The organism is Methylobacterium sp. CCH7-A2 (genome assembly GCF_001557075.1).
Classification (GTDB): domain Bacteria; phylum Pseudomonadota; class Alphaproteobacteria; order Rhizobiales; family Beijerinckiaceae; genus Allobosea; species Allobosea massiliensis.
The window spans coordinates 84935-108058 of record NZ_LSKN01000088.1 but is presented as its reverse complement, the minus strand read 5'-3'; the positions used below and the strand labels follow the sequence as shown (position 1 = coordinate 108058).

Here is a 23124-nt window from a genome sequence, read left to right as displayed (position 1 = left end):
TTTCCCTTGCCTGATTCCGGCAGGGCCCGACTTCAGGCCCACCGCAGAGCGCCGCTTTCAGAGCAAAGATCGGCGAAACAGCGCCTTCAGCGGTTGAGGTCCCGGCTAATGCCCTCGAAGCGTCGGTCGTCAGGCCGCAGGGCCGTCAGCCGTTTCGCCAGTTGGGCGGCGCGGCCGTGGTCGCGGTTCTGGAGGGCCTCATGGAGCAGCGCGACCGCCGTGTCGACATGGCCGGGATGACGCGCGAGGTTTTCTTCAAGGACGGACCGCGCCTGCTGCGCCCGGCCTGCAGAGCGCAGCGCTACCGCATGGACGAAGGCATAGCGGGGATTGCCCGGTTCCGCTTCGCTGGCCTGGGCGAGGCTGCCGAGGGCTTCGGGAAGGCGTTTCTGGCGAACAAGCGAGAGCCCCAGCGCATGCAGAGCCGCACCGGAGCGGGGATCGACCGCGAGGACGCTGCGCAACATGGCCTCCGCCTGATCCTCCCGGCCCGTGCGTCGCAGCAGTTCGGCGAATTGCGCCGCGATCAGCCCGGCGGTCGGATCGAGCCGCAGCGCGGCGCGATAGTCGCGCTCCGCCTCTTCGGCCCGCCCCTGCTTCAGATGCAGCTGGGCGCGATTGGCGCGGGCCTCCGGCCTGTCGAGATCCAGCTCCTGCGCCGCGACATAGGCCGCCACCGCCTCGGCCAGCGCCGGCTGGAGTTTCGGCGGGAGGAGTTCCACCGGCAGGTCCGCGAGGAGAAAGCCTGCCGCGATCCTGACGAGCCGGCTCGGATCGTCCAGGAGCGGCGCTGCGACGAGCCGCCTCTCGCGCGGCAGCCCTTCCAGCTGGCGGATGGCGGCGGCCCGCACCTGCGGATCGGGGTCGTCGAGAGCGCGCAGCCCGACGGCATCGGTCTGAGCGCCGGGCCAGGCCGCGAGTTCGCCGATGGCCGTGGCGCGGGCGAGAGCCGGAGCCGCCGGGTCGACCGCGAGACGCAGCAGCGCGTCACGGCCGGACGGCTCGCCTGCGCGCGCCTCGTGGAAGGCCGTGGCGTAGGTCTGGAACCCCTTGCGGACCGGTCCGTGCCAGCGCTCGACCGCCTCGGCGGCCCAGAGCGCCGTCCGGTCGCCATGGCAGGCCTGGCAGGTGTTGGGGATGCCGGTCGAGATCGTCAGGTCCGGCCTGGGGATCCGGAAGGAATGGTCGTGACGGCGATCGACCTGCATATAGGTCCGTGCCGGCATGTGGCAGCTGATGCAGTCGGGCGCCCCGGCCCGGTCCGCATGTCCGCTGTGGGCGGCTGTCTGGAAGCGCGCCGGCGCATGGCATTGTGAACAGACCGCAGCGCCCGCGGCCTTGAGCCTGCCGCTGTGAGGATCATGGCAGTCCGTGCAGCTGACGCCGCGATGATACATCAGGCTCTGTTTGAAGCTGTGATCGTTGAAGACCTCGTCCTTCATCTGCCCGTCATGCTCGAACAGCCCCGCCGCTAGAGGTACAGGGCTGTGGGTTTCCGTCAGCGGGCGCCCCGGCCTCCAGTCCGCAGCGATCTGCCCCCGGCGCGAATGACAGCGGGCGCAGGTTTCGACGGAATCCCCTGCGGGCCGACCGGTCGTGACGGCCGGGCGTGTCTCGGCTGTTGCCGGTGTCCAGTGGCGCGCCGGACCGGCTGGCGCGACCGCGGCGAAGCCCTTGAGCGGATCGGCCGCGCTGGCGCCACTGCGCGCCCATGAAACATGAAGACCGGCGGGGCCGTGACAGGCCTCGCAGCCAACGGCGAGCTCGGACCAGCGCGTCTCGAACCGATCCGCCCGCGCATCGTAGCCCTTGCGCAGATCGGTCGTGTGGCATTCGGCGCACATATGGTTCCAGTTCTGCTGCAGCCGGGTCCAGTGGCGGCTGTCCGAGGGTGCGATCGCCTCGGCACCGGAGACCAGGAACCAGCGCTGGCCGCCGTCGGCCGCACTGCGCGTATCCCAGGCCCAGGGCAGCACCTGGAGGCGTCCATCCGGGAAGGTGACGAGATACTGCTGCAGCGGCTCCCAACCGAGGCTGTGAGAGATCGTGAAGTCGGCCGGGCGGCCATCCGCCCCCTCGATGTTGACGCGATAGACCTCGCCATCGCGGAAGAAGCGCGCCCTGCGGCCCGCCTCCTCGACGGTGCGGTCGGCGAAATCGCCCCGCATCGAGGAAGGGCGGGCGTGGTCCATGGCATGGGCGTGATGCGAGCCCGCCCAGGCGGCGCTCTGGCTGGCGTGACAGGTTGTACAGGCTTGCGAGCCGACATGGCGGGCCGGCCCGGCGTCGCGGACATCGCGCTGTGCGGGGGCGATCTGCGCCTGCGTGCGGATCGCGGTCAGGATGAAGGCCGACAGGACAAGCGCGAGCCAGGGGGTGAGAAAGCGCCACTGGCGCCAGGCGCGCGACAGATCCCTCAACATGGCGGCCACTCTATCATCGTGCCCAGGGATGAGCCGCGACGGGCGAGCCGCTGCCTCTGCGTCAGACTGGCGCGAAATGGCAATCGCGCGAGGAAGCAGACGGGTAAGCGTCGACACCCCTGCGCCATCTGGATTCACGCCTGCCGATGCCCCCCGACCGCTTCTTTCGCCGCGCCGCCGTCGCCACCCTCGCAGCCCTGACGGTCTGCGGGCCGCTCGAGCCGTTCGCCCCGCTGTTCGAGGCCCAGGCCGCGACAGCGGTGGTCCGCACGGCGCCCCGCACCGTCGTCCGGCGGCCGCCGGTGCGCACCGTCCGGCGAACGGTCGTCGTCGCTCCGGTCAGGCCGGTTCCCGCGGTGCGGCCCTGGTACTGGGGCAGCGTCGTCGCCGGGGTGACCATCGGCGCGATCGTGACCGTCGCGGCCGTGAATGCGGTGCCCAAGGCGCCGTCACCCGAACTCTGCTGGTTCTGGAGCGATTCCAGCAAGACCCGCGGCTACTGGAACTATTGCGTCGCGCCGAGGCAGCCATGACAAGCTTCAACACCCTCCTGCGCGGCGCATTCGCCGCCACCGTTCTGACCGGCACCGCCCTCGCGGCCCGCGCCGCCGATATCCCCTCGCCCCGTCAGGAGCCGGCGGCCCCCTTGCCGCTGGCGCCGGCGCTGACCTTCAAGGGCGCAGCCTATCTCTGGGCCACCGGCCTCGAGGGCCGGATGCGGACCCTGCCACCGTTGCCGACGGTCAAGGTTGATATCGGCTTCGACCAGGTCATGAAGAATTTCGACGGCGGCATCATGGGCGCTGGCGAAATCGGCTACGGGCGCTATCTGCTGTTCTTCGACGTCATCGCCTCGAAGATCTCGCCCAACAAGACCGTGTTTCCGGCCGGCGTCCCGGCCGGCGTCAAGGTCGACAGCGCGTCGTTCATCGGTCTCGCCGCCGCCGGCTACCGCTTCGTGGATACCGAGAGCTACAGTCTCGACGGCTTTGCGGGCGTGCGCGGCTTCTCCACCAAGAACACGCTGCGCGTCCAGCTGCTGCCAGGCACCCTCAAGCTAAGCGAGAGCGAGCAATGGGCGGACGCCGTGGTCGGCGCCCGGTTCCGGCTCAATCTGACGCCCTCCTGGTATCTGACGACCATCGGCTTCGTCGGAAAGGGCGCCTCCCGCTACGAATGGGACGTGTTCGGCGGCGTCGGATACGCCATCGACCAGCGCTGGTCCGCCTTCGCCGGCTATCGCGCGATGAAGGTCGATCACCGCAACGGCAGTTTCATCTTCGATGCGCTCCAGCAGGGCCCGGTCCTCGGGCTGACCTCGCGCTTCTGACGCCGACCGCCAGGGATAGGACCATGATCCGTTCGCCGCTTCGCCTCGCCTGTCTGGCGCTCGCCCTGCTCGCGCCCGTCGCCGCACAGGCGCAGGCCGCCCGCAAGCCCCACATCCTCTACATCGTCGCCGACGATCTCGGTTTTGCCGATGTCGGCTTCCGCAGCCCGGAGATCGCGACGCCGACGATCGACCAGTTGGCCCGCGAGGGCGCCGAGCTGGAGCAGTTCTACGTCCAGCCGATGTGCACGCCGACGCGGGCGGCTCTGATGACCGGACGCTACCCGATGCGCTACGGGCTGCAGAGCTTCGTCATCCTGCCCGAGCAGAACTACGGGATTCCGCTCGACGAGAAGCTGCTGCCGCAGATCCTGAAGGAAGCCGGCTACAGCACAGCGATCATCGGCAAATGGCATCTCGGCCATGCCGACCGCAAGCTCTGGCCGAAGCAGCGCGGGTTCGACTACCAGTACGGCGCGCTGATCGGCGAGATCGACTACAACACACACAAGGTGCACGGCGTCACCGATTGGTATCGCAACAACCGCAAGCTCGACGAGCCCGGCTATGTGACCACCCTGCTCGGGAAGGACGCGGTCCGCCATATCCGGCAGCATGATCCGGCCAAGCCGCTGTTCATGTATCTCGCCTTCACGGCGCCCCACACGCCCTTCCAGGCGCCGAAGGAGTATGTCGATCGTTTCAATTCGATCGCCGATCCCAACCGCCGGACCTATGCGGCGATGATCAATGCCATGGACGAGCAGATCGGCGCCGTGCTGGCCGAACTCTCGCGCAAGGGCATGCGGGAGGACACGCTGGTGATCTTCCACAGCGACAATGGCGGCGTCACCTCGGCCGCCTTCGCAGGTCAGATCGAGACCAAGGGCCAGCTGCCGGCGCGCAACACGCCGCTTCGCAACGGCAAGGGCTCGCTCGACGAGGGCGGCACGCGCGCTGTCGCGCTGGCGAACTGGCCCGGGCGGATCAAGCCCGGCAAGGTCGACCAGCCGATGCATGTCGTCGACATGCTGCCCACTTTGGCGGCGCGTGCGGGCGCATCGCTTGCGGGCACCAAGCCGCTCGACGGTGTCGATGTCTGGCAGACGCTCAGCCGGGGCGCGCCCTCGCCGCGCACGGAGATCGTCTACAATGTCGAGATGTTCAGGGCCGCCCTGCGTCAGGGCGACTGGAAGCTGAACCTGCGCGCGACCCTGCCGGCGAAGGTCGAGCTCTACAACATCGCGAAAGACCCCGGCGAGACGACCAATCTCGCCGCGGAGAACGCCCCGCTGGTTGCGGCGCTGCAGAAGCGGATCGACGATCTCTCCAGGGAGATGAAGCCTTCCCTGTTCTTCCAGGAAACCTTCAAATCCTATCTCGGACGGCATGCGCCCGCCCCCGTCTTTCCCAACGACGACGCCTTCTTCATCCAGGGCGACTGACGCTGCTGCGCCAGACAGGGGTGAAAGCTTCGCCAATTTCGAATTGCGGCGCCACGCAGTATCGGCATGATGTTGACCCGCTGCTTCCCTACGGAAGCAGCGGGTTTTCTGTTCGTCGACCGTCGTCGGAGAGCACCATGTCACGCGCGGCCGCCCGGGCGATCCTCCTGCATATGCTCCCTGGGCATCTCGCGGCTGTGGGGGAGAACCCGGAACGGGTCCTGAACCGGGCCGGGCTCAGCGTCGAGGATGTCCAGACCGGGCGGATCGTGCCGCGCGCCCAGATCCATCATGCTCTCGAAGTGGCCGCACGGCATCTGGGAGTCGCCGAAATCGGACTATCGCTCGGGGGCAGCGCGGATGCGGCGAAGCTCGGCCCGATCGGGCATGCTCTGGCGGCCGGCCGTTCAGCCGAGGCCTGCCTGCAGGCCCACATCGCCGCGATGCCGACCTTGCAATCGCATGTCACGCTCCAGCTTCTCAAGCAGGGACCGGACGCCGTCATGGTCCACGGGCTGATCGGCGACGACGAGACGGCCTGGCTGCTCTACGAGGGAGCGGCCGCGTTCCATGTCTTCATGCTGCGTCAGCTCCTCGGCGCCGACTGGACCCCCGACAAGGTCGTCTTTCCCCATGCCTGCAAGGGCCGTCGTACAGTCTATGAGGACTGGTTCCAGGCGCCCGTCACGTTCGGCAGCGGTTCTCGGGTCAGGATCCATATGCAGCGCGCGTCGCTGGCCGGCGCGCTGCGCGCGGGCGCATTCGCCGGTGGAAGCCCGGGTGGACGGGAGGACACGTCCAATGTCGGGACCATCCGGCTCGGCGCGAGCGACACGCGCAGGGCCGTCGAGCGCATCATCCGATCCAGCCTGCCGGAAGGGCCGGTGACACTCCCGCAGGCGGCCGGAATCCTCGGCCAGTCCGCGCGCACGATCCAACGGCGCCTGGCCGACGACGGCACCGATTATGAAACCCTTGTCGACGACTGCCGGAAGGTAACGGCGCGGGAGCTTCTCGCCCGCCCCGGCGCCAGCGTCACGGCAGTCGCGATGGAACTGGGCTATTCCGATGCTGCCCATTTCAACCGGGCGTTCCGGCGCTGGGAGGGCGGATCCCCTCAGGATTTTCGCCGGACTGTGAGCGGGAAATCGGACGCGAGAGAGTGACGCTTAGCGCTAGCCGCTTATTCGCATGGCGATCTGCGCTCAGCATCCCACGGGCGAGCGGCCTGCCTTTGCGGGGCGACACCATGCGACGTGACAGCCAGCACAGCATCGCTCGGTTCCCCGAGGGATGCGATCGTCCCTTCGGTTAAGGAACCGGAAACCCTGTCCGCACATCACTGCCGCAACGGCAAGACGTTGGACACGAGGCGCGCGCAAGATCGGTCCCACGGTCGCAGACAGTCCCTGCGCCGAAGGGACGAAGCCAGATGACGTCGCTCGACTCGCAGTTGCCGCGCAGCGCCCCCGTCTTAGGACGGCGGCACACCGGGCCGCATGTCCGCATCCTGCTGTGCCTGCTCGCAGGCCTGCTCGTCGCGCTTGCGCTGCCCGACAGTTTCCGCGCCACCACGCGGGCCCTGCTGGGCTGGAACGCGTCGGCCTTGCTCTTCATGGCCTTTACCCTCGGCCTGTCGCGCAGCGCCCGCTATCCACTGCGCGATCTCGTTTCGGTCAGCGACCAAGGCCGCCTGTTCACGCTGGCGGCCTCCGTGATCGCGGCGGCGATCAGCCTCGCTGCGGTGCTGATCGAGCTGATGCTGGTCAAGAAGGACAGCGGCATGCTGCTGCCGGAGCACATCGCGTTGACGGTCGCGACCGTGCTGACGACCTGGGCTTTCGTCCATTTCAAATTCGCGATCCACTACGCCAACCAGTATTTCAACGGCAGCGCCCGCGAGACCGGCGATCTGCTCAATGCCGAGCGCGGGCTCGATTTTCCGGGCGATCCGCAGAAGCTCACCCTGTCGGACTTCCTGTACTTCTCCTTCGTCATCGGTCTGGCCAATTCCACGGCGGACATCAGCATCCACTCCCGGTCGATCCGCATCACCGCGCTCTGCCACGGCATCTACGCCTTCTTCTTCAACATGACGGTGCTGGGGCTGACGGTCAGCCTCGTTTCCGGGCTGTTCTGAGCCACCTTTCCCGCAGGCGGGAATCGCGTCACCTTCCCTTGCGTCCCGGTAGGGTGACGGGACTGCGAGGCGAGAATGTCTGATCCCGTCGCCAGGCTCGACGCGTTCCTGGCTGCGCTGGCCGCGGCCGGCATCTCGGCGTCGCGGCCGGCCCGGGACGAATGTCAGGCAGCCACCTTTCCCTGGCCGGCGCGCACGCTCGCCATCGTCCGCCCCGCCACGAGCGCCGAGGCCGCCCATGTCGTCACCATCGCCGGCCAGACAGGCCAGCCCCTCCACCCGCTGTCGCGCGGGCGCAACTGGGGGCTGGGCTCGCGGCTGCCCGTTGTCGATGCCGCGATCCTCGATCTGTCGCGTCTCGACGCCATTCTCGACATCGACATGGCGAACGGGACGGCGTGGATCGAGCCCGGCGTCACCTTCGCGCAGCTCCAGGCGCGGCTGAAGGCGGAGGGCCTGCGCTATCACCTGCCCAGCTTCGGCGGGCCGATCGACGCCAGTGTCCTTGCCAACGCCCTCGAGCGCGGCGACGGCGCCGGGCCGATGGGCGACCGCCATGCCGGCCTGTTCGATCTCGACATCGCGCTATCGACGGGCGAGCGCATCCGCACCGGCCATCGCCGTCTCGGCCCGGGAATCGCGGCCGAACTTCACGGGCGCCCGGCGGGCCCGCTGATCGAGGGGCTGTTCAGCCAATCGAGTCTGGGCGTCGTGCTGTCGGGGCGGGTCGCGCTCAACCCGACGCTCGACCATGCGGGGGCGCTGCTCGTCGAGATCGAGACGGAAGCGGCCTTCGACCTCGCGCTCGCCGTCCTGCGGCGGCTCGTAGAGAGCGGGGTCCTGAACGCCTATGACGTCGCGATCTGGAACCGGGCGAAGCGGCTCTCGTCCCTCCTTCGCGGCCGGGACGCGCTGGCGCCGGCGCTGCAAGGGGCTGCCGGCTGGGGGCTGTCGCTGATCGTCGCGGGCGATCACCGCGAGTTGTTCGATGCCAGGGTCGCCGTGATCCGCCGCAGCTTCGCAGGGCTCGCCAGCAGCATCGACACGATGGAGGACCGAACGGATTCCGGAGAACGGCTCGAGACCTTCCTGACCGGATTCAGCCATGGCGGGAATCTCGCCAGCCTCTATGCGGCCAAGCCCGGCCCGATTGAAGAGCCCCTCGACCCCGACCGGGACGGTTGCGGCTTCCTGTGGCTGTGCCCCGTCCTGCCCTTTTCCGGCGCGGCACTGCGGGAGGTCGAGGCGCTGCTGGCGGAGGCGGTGGGGGAGCGGCCCTTCTTCGCCGCGCTCGGCGCGCAGGCGGTCTCGGGCCGCGCGCTTCACGGCTACGTCTCGCTGGCCTGGGACCGCGCCGACAGCATGGCCGACGACGCGGCGCTCGCCCTGTATCGGCAAGTTGCCGCAGCGCTGGCCGCACGCGGCTATCGTGCGTTCCGGCTCGGTCATCCGGGCCTGCGAGAGGCGCAGGCCGAAGCGAGCTACGACGCCGTCCTGCGGCGCCTCGCTCGGGCGCTCGACCCGGCCGGTGTCATGGCTCCGGGGAGGAGCGTCCCGGCAGAGCGGGACGACGCCTGAGCGGCGCCTCGCCCGGCCGCCTCACCAGTGGTGGAAGAAGTGCTTCACCGCGTGGGCGGCGTGATGCACGGCACTGCTGGCGGCGTGGCCGACCTCGTGGGCGGCATGGCTCGCCGCGTGGCCGACCTCATGAGCCGCATGGCTGGCGGCATGCCCGACCTCATGGGCGGCATGCCCGGCTTCATGCCCCACCGCAGCGGCGGCGTGTTCGGCATCGCGTCCGGCGGCCTCGGCCGTGTGCGCAACGGCATGGCCGGCCTCGGTCGCCGCGTGGTCGACGGCATGGGCTGCGACGACCGTGCCCTCGCCCACAGCCTTGCCAGCATCCTCGATGCCTTTGGTGTTGATGCTGACGTTCAGATCGACATTGAGGCCGAGCCCGGCCGCGACAGCCCCGCTGACACCGATGTTGAGATGATGATCCGAGTAGCCGGCATGGGCTCCGCCGCTGATGCCGACCTCCGCGCCCGCCGTGACGCCGCCCTTGTCGGTCACGGTGACGCCCTTGACGTCGAGCGAGGCGCTTTCGCTGCCCTGGGCCCCGACACCGGCGAAGGCGCCGCCGCTGGACGAGGCGCCGTAGCTGCCATGCCCGAACTGGGCGCTCTCCGAGTCATCGGCGCCGGCCTTTGCGTAGACCGTGCCCGAGGCCTTGTCTGTCTCGGTGATCCCGTGTCCCGCATCGACGGTGCGGGTGACGTCGCCGCTGGCCGAGGCGCCGGCATGAACCGAACCCTGCATGTCCGCGGAGCTGCCGGAAATGCCGGCATGGCCGTCGGCGGAAGCGGACGCCTCGGCGCTGGCGTGGCCATCGATCGAGACAGGCCCGCTGCCGACATGACCGCTGGCGGAGGCGCTCGCTTCGGCCCGCGCGGAGGCGCTGGCGCTGCTGCCGTCGTGATGCGTGCTCGCCGAGGCGCCGGCGCCGGCCTGGGCCGAGACATGAGCATCATGGCCGCCCGCCGAGGCGTGTGTGTCGACCGAGGTGTGAACCTCGCCCTGCGGGACGGCCGTGGCATTGAGGGTGTGTGCGAGATGGGCCTGCGCGCTGTGCACCGGGTTCTCGACCACAGGACCATGGCCCATCTCAAGCGGATGGGACCCGTCCGATGCATGCACCGCGTCGAGCATGGCGCTTGAATCCGGACCGGAGGGCTGGCTGCGGGTGCCACCGGCCACCTTGCTCAATGCGTCGAGATCCAGCTCCTCGGCCAGGATCGGGGCGGCGGCTTTGGCGGTCTGCATCGCTGTGGGTCCTTCTGTCGGTCCAGTGCCCGGGCCGGCCCTCATGGGCACCGGCGCTGCGTTCTGCAGCCAGGCGACGTTAGGGAACATCGCCCAACAAAGTCTTGACGGGCCAAGCGCCTGCCCCGCTTCGCTGTTTCATGTTGAAGAAAGCCTTGACGGCCCGTCCGGCCTCAAGACTGCCGGGCGAGCATCGCGGAAAAGGGGCCATCGTGTCCCGCGAGCTCTGCGAAGCTGCCTTTCTCGACGATGCGGCCGCGCTCCAGCATGTAGATGCAGTCGCAGCTCTGCAGCGTCTCGAGACGATGCGCCACGGCGATGACGGTGATCCCAAGGGCGCGGATGGTGCGGGTGACGGTCGCCTGCGCGACCGGATCGAGCGCGCTCGTCGCCTCGTCGAGGATCATCAGCTTCGGCCGGGTCGCGATGGCACGGGCGAAGAGCAGACGCTGGACCTGCCCGCCCGACAGCATCGGATTGGTGTCGCCGATCACCGTGCCGAGCCCGAGCGGCATCGCGGCGATGTCATCGGCGACACCGGCCAGGCGCAAGGTCTCCCAGATCTCAGCGTCCCGCAGCCCGGCGCCGAGGGCGACATTGTCGCGCAACGTTCCCGGAAACAGGCTCGCCCCCTGCCCGACGATACCGATGCGTCGGCGCATCGCCGCCATGTCGAGCTTGCGGGTATCGACCCCGTCGAGAAAGACGGCTCCCGTTTCGGGCGTGGCAAGCCCCAGGATCAGCCGGATCAGCGTGGATTTTCCAGCACCGGAGGCCCCGACGATGCCGACATACTGGCCCGGTGCGACGGCGAGATCGACACCCTGAAGTACGGCGGGGCTGGCTTCGTCATGGCGATAGGTCAGCGAGACGACCGAGACCGCGCCCTGCGGCTCCGCCAGCGGCTCGCCATCCGCTTCCACGCCTGGCACGCCGAGCAGCAGCGGCCGGGCAATTCGGCGCTGCAATGCCAGCATGGAGAGCTCGGAGGCGCTGGCGATCATGGTCGAGACGGCTCCGACGACGACGCCTGCCGCCACCACGAAGGAGACGGTGCGGTCCGGCTCGCTCAGGACCCCCGCAAGGACCACGGCGCCGATCGCGGCCAGCAGGAACAGGCTCTCGACCGCCGCCCCGATTCCCGCCGACCAGGCGCCCAGCCGCGCCGTCCGCAACTGCTTGACCTGAAGGCTCGAGAAGCCGGCCGCCCAGCGGTTGAACATCGCGGTCTCGGTGGCCGTGGCGCGCACCGTGTCGATGTTGAAAAAGGTCTCGTAGGCGGTCGCCATCCAGCTGACGGGCGAACCGGGGCCCGGCGCGATCATCAGAGCCTGCTGATGCCGACCGATCGACCAGGCGGCCGCGAAGGCGACCGCGCCCACCGCCAGCACCGCCAGCGCCGCGCCAGGCAATGTCGTCGCCATCACGAACAGGCTCGGCAGCGCCATCAGAAGGCTCGCGAGCAGGCCGAGGCCGAGAGACCAGACACCGCGATGCCAGCCTTCCACGGCGCGGATCGCCAGCACCATGATCGGCGGCGGCACGGGCGCATGCTGGCCGGCCGGAATTCTGACCGCGCGGTCGATCGCGGCCGCGCGCAGCATCGAGCCGAGCCTCCCGCGAATCCTGAGCAAGGCGAGTTGCGACGCCATGCTGACGGCCACGTTCACGACCGCGAGCACGCAGAGGAAGAGAGCGATGTCGATCAGCAGACCGAGTTCGCGCCCCGGCACGACGGTGCCGACGATCGTGCCGGTCAGGATCGGGATCAGGGCGGCGACCAGACCTGCGAGGGCCGTCATCAGCGCATAGCCTGCAAGGTCCGGCCAGACGCTCCACCAGCCGAATGTCAGCAGTTCTCGCGGGGTGATCGCCTTTGCCGGCAGCGCCAAACCGATCTGAAAACCGCTCGTCGGCAAGGACGCACGGGCCTGACCGTCGAGGTGTGGCGGCGGAGCCAGGCCGCCGGGCTCGTGCAGCAACCAGCCTCGCCCTTTGCGAACCAGCGCCAACACGGCCCCGTCCGCCCGCCGACCGATCACCGGGCCGCTGCCCGAGGCGAGATACCGATCGTCAAGCGCTACCGGCCTTGCCAGGAGCCCGCCCTGCTCCGCGAGCCGATGAAGCGCGGTGTCCAGCGGCTCTTCGGGCGGCGGAGCCGGAAGCTTCGGCCACGTCGCACCGAGAGCCCGGGCCGCGATATCGAGCGCGCCCAACACGGCATCATCGCCGGCATCGCTGAAGCGGTCGTCCAGCAGGCGTTCGATGCGGTCGAGACGGGCTGACAGCTCGTTCGGCTCCGCCCGGCTGCCCCGCATCGGGCCGTTGCCATCGAGATGCGCTGTCAGGCTCATCGGCTTGCCGCTCCGATGGCGGCTCGCGCCTCGGCCCGATCCGGCCGCGGCAGCGAGGGGTCGGCCGCTGCCATGGTCTCGCGCAGGAGGATCGCCCCCGGCGCGCCGCAGGCGACGATCGCGCCCTGATCGAGCAGGATGGCATCATCGCAGCGCAGCGCGGTGCCGGTGCGGTGGGTGACGATGACCACCGTGGCCCCGCTCAGGCGCAGCTGGTCCAGGATGTCGGCCTCGGCGGCGAAGTCGAGCGCACTGGTGGTCTCGTCCAGCACCAGCACCCTGGGCGCTCGCGACAGCGCCCGCGCCAGAGCGAGGCGCTGGATTTCGCCGCCGCTGAGCGCCGGCGAATGGCCCGACAGAAGCGAGTGCATGCCGTGAGCCCGCGCCGCCACGACGCCGTGCAGCCCGGTCCGGAGGATCGCCTGCGCGCTGTCCTGCTGACGGATCGCGTGGTCCCAGAGATGGAGATTGTCGTCGAGCGATCCCGAAAACACAGCCGCCTGCTGCGGGACATATTGCAGGGTGCGGCGCAGCAGCGGCTGCGGCCAATCCTCCAGACCGATACCGTCCAGCAGGACCCGGCCGGCATCCGGCTCGGTCATGCCGGCGATCAGCCGGGCCAACGTGGATTTGCCGGACCCGGACGGTCCGAGGATGGCGAGGATGCGGCCCGGCGGAATGTCGAGCGTGATGTCGCGCAGGAGCGGTTGACCGGGAGCGAAACCGAACGACACCGCTTCGAGCCGCACATGGCCCGTGATCCGAAAAGGCTGGCGCTCCTGGGCCTGCCGGTCGGGCTCGAACGCGCGGGCCAGCGGATAACGCTGCAGATCGTCGATCCGGGCGAAGGCCCCGCCAGCCTCCTGGAGATGCGGCATGGCGGCGGCGAGCGAGACGACCGGCCCGTTGATGAGGCCTGCGATCATCTGGCAGGCGATCAGCCCGCCCAGCGTCAGAGCGCCGTCCATGACAAGCACCGCGCCGACCGTCAGCACCGCGATGGTCATGGCCAGCCCCGATGCCGCAGGCGCCGCGAGGCCGATCGCGCGAAGAACGCCGATGCGCTGTTCGCGATCGAGAGCCGTATCTTCCGCTGCGGCGATGCGCTCGACCAGAAGCCGCTCGCGCCCATGCAGGCGGTAGGTTGACAGAGCCGCCATGCCTGCCGTCGCAATGCCGGCCGCGGCGCCCTCCGCCACCTGCGCCGCCGCATTGGCCGCGGCCACGCGTCGGCTGAGCGCGGTCATCGAGATCAGGTTGACGCAGCAGACGACCGCCAGAACCGCAGCGAGACCCGGCGAGAAGAGGGCCATCACCCCGAGATAGCCAAGCGCCTGAACACCATCCGGCACCAGCCGGGCCAGAGGCCCGCCGACGATCTCGCCGACGGAGGACCCGAGCCGCAGGCGCGAGACGATCTCGCCAGCGCTGCGCTGGGCGAAGAAGGAGGCCGGCAGATGCAGTGCGCGCCAGAAGCCGGCGACCGCGACATGGGTCGCGATCTTGCTCCGCAAGGCGGCGACGATGCGCTCGCGTAGCACGCCGAGCACGAACTGCAGCAGGCCCGCGCCGAGAATGGCGCCGAGCAGCGCGAGCGCCCAGGCCAGGCGCGACTGCCCGACGACATGATCGGCAAAGACGCCGATCGCTGCCGTCAGGGCGAGCGCCGGCACGATGCCGACCAGCCCGAGCAGCGCCGTCAGCGCGATCGCATCGGGAGAGCGCCGGGCCTCGTCGAGTAGCAGACCGAGCGTGGTGCGGCGCGGAGGCCGGCGCTCGAAACCGGGCCCCGGCTGAAAGCTGAGCGCGACACCGGTAAAGGAGCGCCCGAATTCGGCCCGATCGACGAGCCGCCGGCCGCAGGCCGGATCGAGGATCACGAAGCCGCTGCGCGTAACGCGATCGAGAATGACGAAATGGTCGAAATTCCAGTGCAGGATCAGGGGCATGGGGAGCAACGCCAGATCCTCGGGCTCGCGCCGCAGCCCATGGGTCTCCAGCCCGAAGCTGCGGGCGGCGACGACAAGTCGGGCGGCATCGACGCCGTCGCGAGCGGTCGCGCAGGCTACCCGCGCCTCCTCCAGCGTGATCGGCCGACCATGAGCCGCCAGAACCATGGCAAGGCAGGCCGCGCCGCATTCGGTCGCCTCCATCTGGAGGATGACGGGGGTGCCGCCGCCGAAAATGGACATCAGCCGCGGTCCGTCCAGACCGAGCGAGACGGTTCGAACAGGCGCCGCAGCGCCGGCAGGGCAAGCGAGAGCAGGCTCGTGTGCTCGGTCGTGATCTGCGCCGAGACGGGGGTGCCGCGGGTGAGCGACAGGTTGGGACCTCCTCCCGACGTCCAGGCCAGACGGCTCGGATCGCCGTCGCGCTTCTCCAGCTCGACGACGAGGCGGAAGACCGGCCCTTCGCGGGCGGCCAGTTCGGCGAGCTGTTCGCTGCCGAGCGTCGAGCGCAGGGAATCCCGCGTCGTGACGGTCGAAGAAACCGTGCCCACCCGCCCCAGCAGCCGGTCATGCTCGCCCTGCGGCAGGGACGCGGGCGCGATCAGCACGCGGTCGCCCTGGGAGACGCGTTTGCCGGCGCCGAGCGGCACGAACAGAACCGCCTCGAGATCCTCCGCGCGGCTGCCCCCCTGCGCCATGACAACGACGATGGCCTCGCCGCTGGAGACCGATTCGCCGACACGCGCCGGAACCTCGGCGACGACCCCGTCGACGGGCGCGCGCAGCACCTGGCGGACTGCCTGATTGGCTTCGGCCGCGGCGAGATCGATCGCCGCCTGCTCGATCTTCAGAGCCCGCCCCAGACGCTCCCGCTCGCGCCGCGCCTCGGCCTCGAGCGCGGCCGATTGCAGCGAGCTGCGCTCAAAGCGCATCTGGTCGCGCTCCGCGATCGCCTCCTGCAGCGCGATGCGGGCCGCGATAATGCGGGTCTCTGTCGAGATGCCCTTGCGCAGGAGCTCCGCCTCGGCGTTCTGGCGCTGCTGCAGCCAGCCGATCCGCTGCTCATGGCTGGCGATCCGCGCGTCGAGATTGGCGGCGTTCCGGTCGCGCACGGCCTGCTCGCTGCGCCGGTCCTGCTCGGCCAGGGCGGCCATGGCGAGATCGTCGCGCTTCAGCCCCTCCAATGCGCCGCGCAGGCGCGTGATCGTCTCGGACTGCTCGGGCAGCGTCAGCCGGCCAAGTTCCTGGCCCTTCACGACATGGTCGCCGGCCCGGACTTTCAGCGCCTCGACAAAGCCGCCCGCCGAGGCCGGGACGGCTGTGAGCAGATAGCCCGAGCGGTCGACCACGACGCCGCTGGCGGGAATCTGGATCGGGATGATGACCTGCGTGCTCGCGACCAAGGCCGCCAGCACGGCCAGCGCCACCCCTCCGATCACCGCACGCGTCCAGCTGTCGGTGACATGCATCGTCGTCGGCAGCGCCTCGATGCGGCCGCGCGCATCCAAAGCCTCGCTCCGGAACATCGACGCTGTCGTTGAATCCGCCATTCCACCCTCTTCGGGAAAGCGAAACAGCCGACGACTTCCCCATGGTCATGGTAAACGGACAGGGTTAAGGAAACCTGCAGGCTCACCGGCTGCATCCGATGGCCGACCCGCTCACGGCACTGACGCCCAAGACGACGCAGAGCTGTCCGGTCATCAGCGCTGGCCTGCCGGCCACAGGTGACCGCGGCCTTGCCGTTCCTTATGTCTGCTTCCGGTTGCCGACGCCGCTGCGCCGGCTCGGGTCCCGGTCATCGGAGCGACATCATGAGCAGACTGCGCATCGGCATCGTCGGGCTCGGCATGGCGGTGACGCCCCACGCCAAGGGTCTCGTCGACCTTCAGGACCAGATCGAGGTCGCCGGTGCCTACAGCCCCAGCCCTGAGCGCCGCGCCGCCTTCGGCGCGCGCTTCCCCTTTCCGCTCTGCGACGATCTCGAGGCGCTGCTCGCCGACGAAAGCGTCACGGCGATGCTGGTGCTCACTCCCGCCAACACGCATCTCGACGTCGCCCGGCGCTGCGCGCAGGCGGGCAAGCATGTTCTGCTGGAAAAGCCGATCGACATCACCACCGCGCGGGCGAAGGACCTGGTCGCGACCTGCCGCGCCGCCGGCGTCACGCTCGGCATCGTGCTGCAGCACCGCTTCAAGCCGGCGGCCGTGGCGCTGGCCGAACAGCTCGATTCCGGCCGGATGGGCGAGATCGTCGGCTGCTCGACCGTGATCCGGCTCTGGCGGCCCCAATCCTATTACGATGAGCCCGGCCGCGGCAGCTTCGCGCGCGACGGCGGCGGCGTGCTGCTGTCGCAGGGGATCCATACGCTCGATCTGATGCTGAGCCTGGCCGGCTCCGTTACAGAGGTCTGCGGCTATGCGCTGACCAGCCCGGTCCACCGGATGGAGACCGAGGACATGGTCTGCGCTGCGGTCCGTTTTGCCAATGGGGCGGTCGGCACCATCGATGCGACGACCGCGGCCTATCCCGGTTTCCCGGAGCGGATCGAGCTGATCTGCCGGCACGCGACAGCCTCGCTCGTCGGCACCGCGCTGGACATCGCCTGGCATGACGGCACGCGGACCACGACGGACCCGGACCGGAGCGCCGGCGGCACCGGCGCCGATCCGATGGCGTTCCCCCATGACTATCATCGCGCCGTGATGGCCGATTTCGCTGAGGCCATCCGACAGAAGCGCCCGCCTCGCATCACGGGCGAGGAGGCGCTGCGCGTCCATCATCTGATCGACGCACTCATCGCTGCCGGGCAAAGCTCAGGCCGCGTGATGGTCGCGACCGGCTGAGCAGCGTTCATGGCGTGCGGCTCCTCGGCATGCCGGGAGCATCGAGAAGCGGACCCGCCGGAGGGCGAGCCTGTCTTTCCGGGAATCATTTAACCGGCCATGCACGAAACATTCCGATACCCCCGATTCGACGAAAGAAAATTGCTGCCGAATCATCTCATTTGGAATATTTCTAATCAGCTGCACATTGTTTCGTCGCCGGATTCGCCATGTTTTCCACCCGCAATCTCACCGCCGATCTCGTGCAGCAGGCAGACGTGCCGGCCTGCCTCTCGACCGCCGGTCCCAACGGTTCCCAGTATCTCGCCGCCAATGCCGGCTATCTGCGCCTCGTCGAACGGGTCTGGCCGGAAATCCAGCACAAGGAACTGCTGGCGGCCGGCACGGCCCTGAGCAGCGTGCAGCGTGACCGGCGGCTGTGGCCGCTGGAGACCAACGGTTATTACGACGCCGAACGGGCCGAGGTGCGCAGCGCGACCGGCCGCATCGTCGATGTCGAGATCAGTTCGCAGCGGGTCTGGTGCAGCGGCGTCGCCTGCGATCTCGAATATTTCCTGCCGCTTTCGGCCCCGATACCCCTGGATGCCCGGCCGGGTCCGGGCGCGACCGCACCAAAGCGGGCGGCCTTCACACCGCGCTTCGGCGGCAGCCTGCGGACGATGAGCCTGTTGGACAGGCGCATCGTGATCGGGCGGATCATGTCGCTGGCCGCGGAAGGCGCCGTGCTGGCCCGCAACCTCGCCGGTGCTGCGAAGCCCGGTATGGCGCTGACGGAACTGGTGCAGCGCCTGAGCCCCTTCCAGGTCCCCAACCGCGCCAGCCCGACCACGGTCGGGTTCGATTTCTCCGACCTCGAATACGACGAGATCGAGGATCTGCTGCTGCGCTTCACCGGCGACATCTGGTCGCTGATCATGGCCAGCGAGGATCGCGACATCGTCGACACCCTTCGCTGCCTGGTCTCGAAATACACGATGCCCCGGCCGGTCATCGTCACCTGGTAGGCCGGGCGCGCCGCGGTTGGAACACCGCGGGCACGCCTTCTCTCACTGCTTCGGCACGTCCTTCAGCACCGCCTCCCAGCGCTCGACCTCGGCCTTGACCAGCCGGTCCAGATGCGCGGGGCCACGGACGGAGGCCGGCGGCACCGGAACGGCCAGGCCCTCGAACCGCGTCCGCACGAAATCGGAGGAGAGGCTCTGGTCCAGCGCCGCGACCAGCCGCGCCACGATGGCGGGATTGGTGTCCTTGTGGACGGCAAGCGCGTTCCAGACCTTCATGCCGAAATCGGGCAGCCCGGCTTCCGCGAAGGTGGGCACATCCGGCGCCTGCGGCAGGCGGCTGTCGCCGGTCACGGCGAGTGCGGTGACGGTGCCGGAGGCGTGCAGCGGCAGCAGCGTTGCCGTCTGGTCGATGACGCCATCGACGAAACCGCCGATCAGATCCTGGATCGCCGGTCCCGCGCCCTTATAGGGCACGATCGTCGCCTTCAGCCCCGAGAGATGCAGCAGCAGCCGCGGCGCCAGATCCGAGGTCGCACCGAAGCCCGCCGTACCGAAAGTGACCTTGTCGCCTTCCGCCTTGACCTTCGCGACGAAGGATTTGAGGTCCGCGACCGCACTTTTCTTGCTCGCGGCCATTACCATCGGCACGTCGGCGACGAGACCGATGGGGGCGAGGTCGGTGCGGGGGTCGTAGCGCTGGTCCTTGAAGAGCGCCCGGCTGGCGGCCATCGGCCCCATATTGCCAAAGAGGACGGTGTAGCCGTCCGGCTCGCCCCGGGTGACCCGCTCGGTCCCGGTCCGTCCGCCGGCGCCGCCGACATTCTCGACTACGATGTTCTGGCCCAGCGCCTTGCCCATCTCCTCGGCGAGGATGCGGGCGAGCACATCGGTGGTGCCACCGGCCGCGAAAGGCACCAGCATGGTTACAGGGCGGGTCGGATAGCTCTGTGCCGAAGCGGGCGCGATCGCCAGCGTGGCCGCGGCCATCAGGCCGAGCAACAGGGTTCTCATGAAGCCTCCCATCCATATTGTCGTTAGATTGCCTGCTATCAGACAATCTGTTCGCGCAAGGGTCAAGCGCGGAGATTGACGGTGGCCGCGCGCGCGGCAATGTGTTCGGCATGAACGAGATGAATCTTCGCATCCCGCGGCAGGCGGCCACGCTGCGTCTCCTCGTGGAGGACCGGATCCGCGAGGCGATCGCCTCCGGGCATTTCCGGCCGGGCCAGCGCCTCGTCGAGCGGGAACTCTGCGAGCAGATCGGCGTGGGGCGGACCTCGGTGCGGGAGGCGCTGCGGCAGCTCGAGGCCGAGGGCCTCGTCGTGACGGTGCCTCATCGTGGGCCCGAGGTCTCGTCCATCACCTTCGACGAGGCCCGGCAGCTCTATGAGGTCCGGGCCCTGCTGGAGGGCTTCGCCGGGCGGGCTTTCGCCGAGCAGGGCAGCGACGCGGCGATCCGGGATCTCAAGGAGGCCGTCGCCGGCTTCAAACAGGCGGCCCGCAACGGCGACCGCGCCCAGCTCGTCGCCGCCAAGACGCGCTTCTACAGCGTGCTGATGGAGGGGGCGGGCAACATCTTCGTCAAGCAGTCGCTGACGATGCTGCATAACCGCATCACCCTGCTGCGCTTCACCTCGATGACGCAGCAGGGCCGGCTCGACGACAGCGTGGCCGAGATCGAGGCGATCCATGACGCCATCGCGGCGCGCGACGGCGCCCGCGCGGAACAGGCCTGCCGGCATCACATCGCCATGGCCGCGAAGGTCGCGCTCGCCGTGCTCGAGCGCGAGCCTCGCCGCGGCTGACGCCGCGAATTGACAGATTGTCTGATAGCGCCCAGAAATCCGCCGGACGCCGCGCTGCCCTTGACGCGACGCCGGAGGATCGATCCATGCCTGACAGCGCCAGCTCCCCTGCCCCCATCGCCTTCATCGGGCTCGGCCAGATGGGACTGCCGATGGTGCGACGGCTGATTGCGGCCGGCTTCACGGTGCGAGGCGCGGACCCGGCCGAGGCGCCGCGACAGGCGTTGGTCGAGGCGGGCGGCTTGGCCTTCGCCGATGCGAAAGAGGCAGCCGAAGGCGCCGGCATCCTGATCACCATGCTGCCCAATGGCCGCATCGTGCGCGACGTGCTGCTGGGTGCCGGCGCGGCAGGCGCATTGGCCAAGGGCGCGCTCGTCATCGACATGAGTTCCTCGGCGCCCACCGATACGGTTTCTCTCGCGGCGGACCTCGTTCCGCTGGGCCTGCCGCTGATCGACGCGCCGGTCTCGGGCGGCGTGAAGCGCGCCATCGACGGCTCGCTCGCGATCATGGCGGGCGGACCGGCCGAGGCGGTCGAGCGCGCCCGGCCCGTGCTGGCGGCGATGGGCAAGTCGATCTTCGCCACGGGTCCGATCGGCTCCGGCCATGCGATGAAGGCGCTGAACAACTATGTTTCGGCGGCCGGGCTGGTCGCGGCCTGCGAGGCGCTGCTGGTCGGCGGCCGCTTCGGCCTGGCGCCGGAGACGATCGTCGACGTGCTCAACGCCTCGACAGGCCGCAACAACTCGACAGAAGTGAAGATGAAGCCCTTCGTGATCTCCGAGGCCTTCAATTCGGGCTTCTCGCTCGCTTTGATGGCGAAGGATCTGCGCATCGCCGCCGATCTCGCCGATCATCTCGAGCTTCCGCTGCCGCAGATCCAGTCGGTGGCTACGCTGTGGGAGGCGGCCAAGTGCGGGCTTGGCGCGCAGGCCGACCACACCGAGATCCACCGCCATCTCCAGGCGCTCGCCGCCAGCGGCCCGCGCGGCTGATGGGCCTGCGGGCGCGCATCGCCGCGGCGGCCGGCGACGCCGAACTGCGTCGCCTCGGCGCCGGCCTCGTCGCGGTGCTGCGGATCGAAGGCGCGGGCGACGACATCCTGCTGCGGCTCGATGACGGCGTCGTGGTGTTCGAGGGCACGGCCGCGCCGGACATCGTGCTCTCGGCAGCCGCAGAGGACTGGGCGAGGCTCCTGACCCTGCCGCCGCCGCCGCGCTTCCAGGCCTTCACGGCGCTGGCGATCGCCAACCCCGCCTTCACTCTTTCCGGCGACGCGCGCGTGATCGCGCAGGCGCGGGCCGTGATCGAGCGGCTGTTCGAGCTCGTCGTGCTGTCGCCCCCGGCTCCGGCGCCCTCCGTCACCCGGCGGATGGGCCAGATCGAGGGGCGCTATCACCAGGTCGCCCTGCCGGAGGGCGCAGCCGAGATTTATGTCGAGCGCGCCGGAAGCGGGCGGCCGGTGCTGTTCCTGCACACGGCCGGCGCCGATTCCCGCCAGTTCCACGGGCAACTCGCCGATGTCGCACTGGCCGCGGAGTGGCGCCTGATCGCGCCGGACATGCCCTTCCATGGCCGCTCGATGCCTCCCGAAGGCTGGCAGGGCGAGCCCTACCGGCTCTCGGGCGCGCGCTATCTCGGCTGGTGCGCGGCGATCATCGAGCAGGTGATCGGCGCGAAGGCGATCGTCGCCGGCGGCTCGATGGGCGCGGCGCTCGCCCTGCTGCTGGCGGCGGAGCGGCCCGATCTCGTCGCGGGCGTCATCGCGATCGAGCCGCCCTTCCGCTCGAAGGGGCGGCGCAACCCGTTCCAGCACCATGTCGGCGTCCATGCCGGGCTGCACAACGCCGCCTTCGTGCGCGGGCTGATGAGCCCGACGAGCCCGATCGACAGCCGCCGCCGGGCCGCCTGGATCTATTCGCAGGGCGCGCCCGAGATCTATGCCGGCGACCTTGTCTTCTATTCCGACGAGTTCGACGGGGCGGAGGTGGCGCCCCGCATCGACGCGGCGCGGACACCGGTCTCGCTGCTCTGCGGCACCTATGATTATTCGGCGACGCCGGAGGACGGAGGCAAGCTCGCCGCGCTCATCCCCGGCGCCGATCTGCGCGTCATGGAGGGGCTCGGCCATTTCCCGATGTGCGAGCACCCCGACCTGTTCCGCCCGCATCTGCTGGCGGCGCTGGCCCATGTCGGAGGGCCACTCTGATTAGCGCAGCGGCGGCAGGTGGAGCGCCACCGTCTCGCCCTCCGAGCCCTCGACGGGAGGATGGAGCTCCCGCACCAGCGGGTCGTGGCCGGCGATGATCCGCTCCTCAGCCCCGGCGAGGCGGCGCGCGGCGCGCCAGCCCTGCGCCAGCGCGCCGAGGTCGAAGAAGATCGGGAACGGGTTCTGCCGCTCGATATTGGCCATGAAATGCGCGGCGTCGCTGGCCAGCACCAGCGGCCCGCGGGCGGTCTCGACGCGGACCATCTGCAGGCCGGCGCTGTGGCCGCCGACCTTGTGCAGGCTCAGCCCCTCGTCGATCTCGGCATCGCCGTCATGGAAGACGACACGCTCGGCATAGACCGCACGCACCATCCGCACGACATCCTCGACGTCGAAGGGGTAGCGTATGCAGGCCTGGCACATGTGCCGGCCGGTCGCGAAGCCCATCTCCGCCTCCTGAAGGTGGAAGCGGGCCTTCGGGAAGAGATCGAGATTGCCGGCATGGTCATAGTGGAGATGCGTGATGACCACGTCCTCCACCGTCCCAGGATCCACGCCGAGTTGGCGCAGTGCGGCCTCGACGGGGCGGATCAGGGTGCGGCCACGCTTGGCTCCGCCCTCTGGGGTGAAGCCGGTGTCGACCACGACGACCCGCCCGCCGCGCCGCACGACCCAGACGAAATAGTCCATGGGCATGGGCGCGTCGTGCGGATCGGGCGTGCGGATGAAGTTCTCGAAGGCCCGGCGCTCATGCACGGCATAGCGCAGGGCGAAGACCTCCCAGCCGGCCATCGCC

Annotated in this window: 18 protein-coding genes; 11 read left to right on the top strand and 7 right to left on the bottom strand. The window is 69.5% G+C overall.

The genetic code is table 11. The annotated features are described in order from the left end of the window. Positions 1-86: 86 nt before the first annotated feature. Positions 87-2423, bottom strand: a complete 2337-nt coding sequence (locus tag AX750_RS07160; protein ID WP_066717298.1) for a tetratricopeptide repeat protein — start codon at positions 2421-2423, stop codon at positions 87-89. Between the two features lie 146 nt (positions 2424-2569). On the opposite strand from AX750_RS07160, the gene AX750_RS07155 reads away from it, so the two are divergent. The 6 genes from AX750_RS07155 to AX750_RS07130 all read left to right on the top strand — a co-directional run bounded on the left by AX750_RS07155 (position 2570) and on the right by AX750_RS07130 (position 8916). Continuing rightward, complete coding sequence (locus AX750_RS07155) at positions 2570-2956, top strand: hypothetical protein (RefSeq protein ID WP_066717295.1); 387 nt, start codon at positions 2570-2572, stop codon at positions 2954-2956. Beyond that, positions 2953-3753, top strand: a complete 801-nt coding sequence (locus AX750_RS07150; protein WP_066717292.1) for a hypothetical protein — start codon at positions 2953-2955, stop codon at positions 3751-3753. Before AX750_RS07155 ends, AX750_RS07150 begins: the two co-directional genes overlap by 4 nt. 23 nt (positions 3754-3776) lie before the next feature. Then, positions 3777-5198 (top strand): arylsulfatase, encoded by a 1422-nt coding sequence (locus tag AX750_RS07145; protein WP_082735205.1) that lies wholly within the window; start codon positions 3777-3779, stop codon positions 5196-5198. Positions 5199-5335: 137 nt separating this feature from the next. Further along, a complete protein-coding gene (locus tag AX750_RS07140) occupies positions 5336-6364 on the top strand; it encodes an AraC family transcriptional regulator (protein ID WP_066717289.1) in 1029 nt (342 codons plus the stop codon). Between the two features lie 266 nt (positions 6365-6630). Then, positions 6631-7338 (top strand): DUF1345 domain-containing protein, encoded by a 708-nt coding sequence (locus tag AX750_RS07135; protein ID WP_066717273.1) that lies wholly within the window; start codon positions 6631-6633, stop codon positions 7336-7338. A gap of 75 nt (positions 7339-7413) precedes the next feature. Then, the gene (locus AX750_RS07130) at positions 7414-8916 is read left to right on the top strand and encodes an FAD-binding oxidoreductase (RefSeq protein ID WP_066717270.1); all 1503 of its coding nucleotides are present in this window, start codon (positions 7414-7416) and stop codon (positions 8914-8916) included. A gap of 21 nt (positions 8917-8937) precedes the next feature. On the opposite strand, the gene AX750_RS07125 is transcribed toward AX750_RS07130, so the two are convergent. The 4 genes from AX750_RS07125 to AX750_RS07110 all read right to left on the bottom strand — a co-directional run bounded on the left by AX750_RS07125 (position 8938) and on the right by AX750_RS07110 (position 16014). Then, a complete protein-coding gene (locus AX750_RS07125) occupies positions 8938-10161 on the bottom strand; it encodes a hypothetical protein (RefSeq protein ID WP_066717267.1) in 1224 nt (407 codons plus the stop codon). A 173-nt stretch (positions 10162-10334) separates the two neighbouring features. Then, the gene (locus AX750_RS07120; RefSeq protein WP_066717264.1) at positions 10335-12515 is read right to left on the bottom strand and encodes an ATP-binding cassette domain-containing protein; all 2181 of its coding nucleotides are present in this window, start codon (positions 12513-12515) and stop codon (positions 10335-10337) included. Continuing rightward, entirely contained in the window at positions 12512-14707 is a 2196-nt protein-coding gene (locus AX750_RS07115; RefSeq protein WP_066717261.1) for a cysteine peptidase family C39 domain-containing protein, read from the bottom strand. Before AX750_RS07115 ends, AX750_RS07120 begins: the two co-directional genes overlap by 4 nt. Beyond that, positions 14707-16014, bottom strand: a complete 1308-nt coding sequence (locus tag AX750_RS07110; RefSeq protein WP_082735206.1) for an HlyD family efflux transporter periplasmic adaptor subunit — start codon at positions 16012-16014, stop codon at positions 14707-14709. The genes AX750_RS07115 and AX750_RS07110 overlap by 1 nt, the downstream gene beginning before the upstream one ends. A 264-nt stretch (positions 16015-16278) precedes the next feature. Here AX750_RS07110 and AX750_RS07105 point away from each other — a divergent pair, with 264 nt between their 5' ends. Then, entirely contained in the window at positions 16279-17310 is a 1032-nt protein-coding gene (locus tag AX750_RS07105; RefSeq protein ID WP_066725311.1) for a Gfo/Idh/MocA family oxidoreductase, read from the top strand. Between the two features lie 209 nt (positions 17311-17519). After that, positions 17520-18314, top strand: a complete 795-nt coding sequence (locus AX750_RS07100) for a hypothetical protein (RefSeq protein WP_066725308.1) — start codon at positions 17520-17522, stop codon at positions 18312-18314. Between the two features lie 42 nt (positions 18315-18356). On the opposite strand, the gene AX750_RS07095 is transcribed toward AX750_RS07100, so the two are convergent. Further along, positions 18357-19325, bottom strand: a complete 969-nt coding sequence (locus AX750_RS07095; RefSeq protein ID WP_066725353.1) for a tripartite tricarboxylate transporter substrate-binding protein — start codon at positions 19323-19325, stop codon at positions 18357-18359. Positions 19326-19435: 110 nt separating this feature from the next. On the opposite strand from AX750_RS07095, the gene AX750_RS07090 reads away from it, so the two are divergent. The 3 genes from AX750_RS07090 to AX750_RS07080 all read left to right on the top strand — a co-directional run bounded on the left by AX750_RS07090 (position 19436) and on the right by AX750_RS07080 (position 22328). Beyond that, the gene (locus tag AX750_RS07090) at positions 19436-20119 is read left to right on the top strand and encodes a GntR family transcriptional regulator (RefSeq protein ID WP_066725351.1); all 684 of its coding nucleotides are present in this window, start codon (positions 19436-19438) and stop codon (positions 20117-20119) included. Between the two features lie 86 nt (positions 20120-20205). Next, positions 20206-21114: an NAD(P)-dependent oxidoreductase gene (locus AX750_RS07085; RefSeq protein WP_066725305.1), complete on the top strand. Its 909-nt coding sequence runs from the start codon at positions 20206-20208 to the stop codon at positions 21112-21114. Further along, the gene (locus tag AX750_RS07080; RefSeq protein WP_066725303.1) at positions 21114-22328 is read left to right on the top strand and encodes an alpha/beta fold hydrolase; all 1215 of its coding nucleotides are present in this window, start codon (positions 21114-21116) and stop codon (positions 22326-22328) included. The genes AX750_RS07085 and AX750_RS07080 overlap by 1 nt, the downstream gene beginning before the upstream one ends. Here the strand turns inward: AX750_RS07080 and AX750_RS07075 are convergent, their stop codons facing one another. Next, entirely contained in the window at positions 22329-23120 is a 792-nt protein-coding gene (locus AX750_RS07075; RefSeq protein WP_066725300.1) for an N-acyl homoserine lactonase family protein, read from the bottom strand. Positions 23121-23124 lie beyond the last annotated feature (4 nt).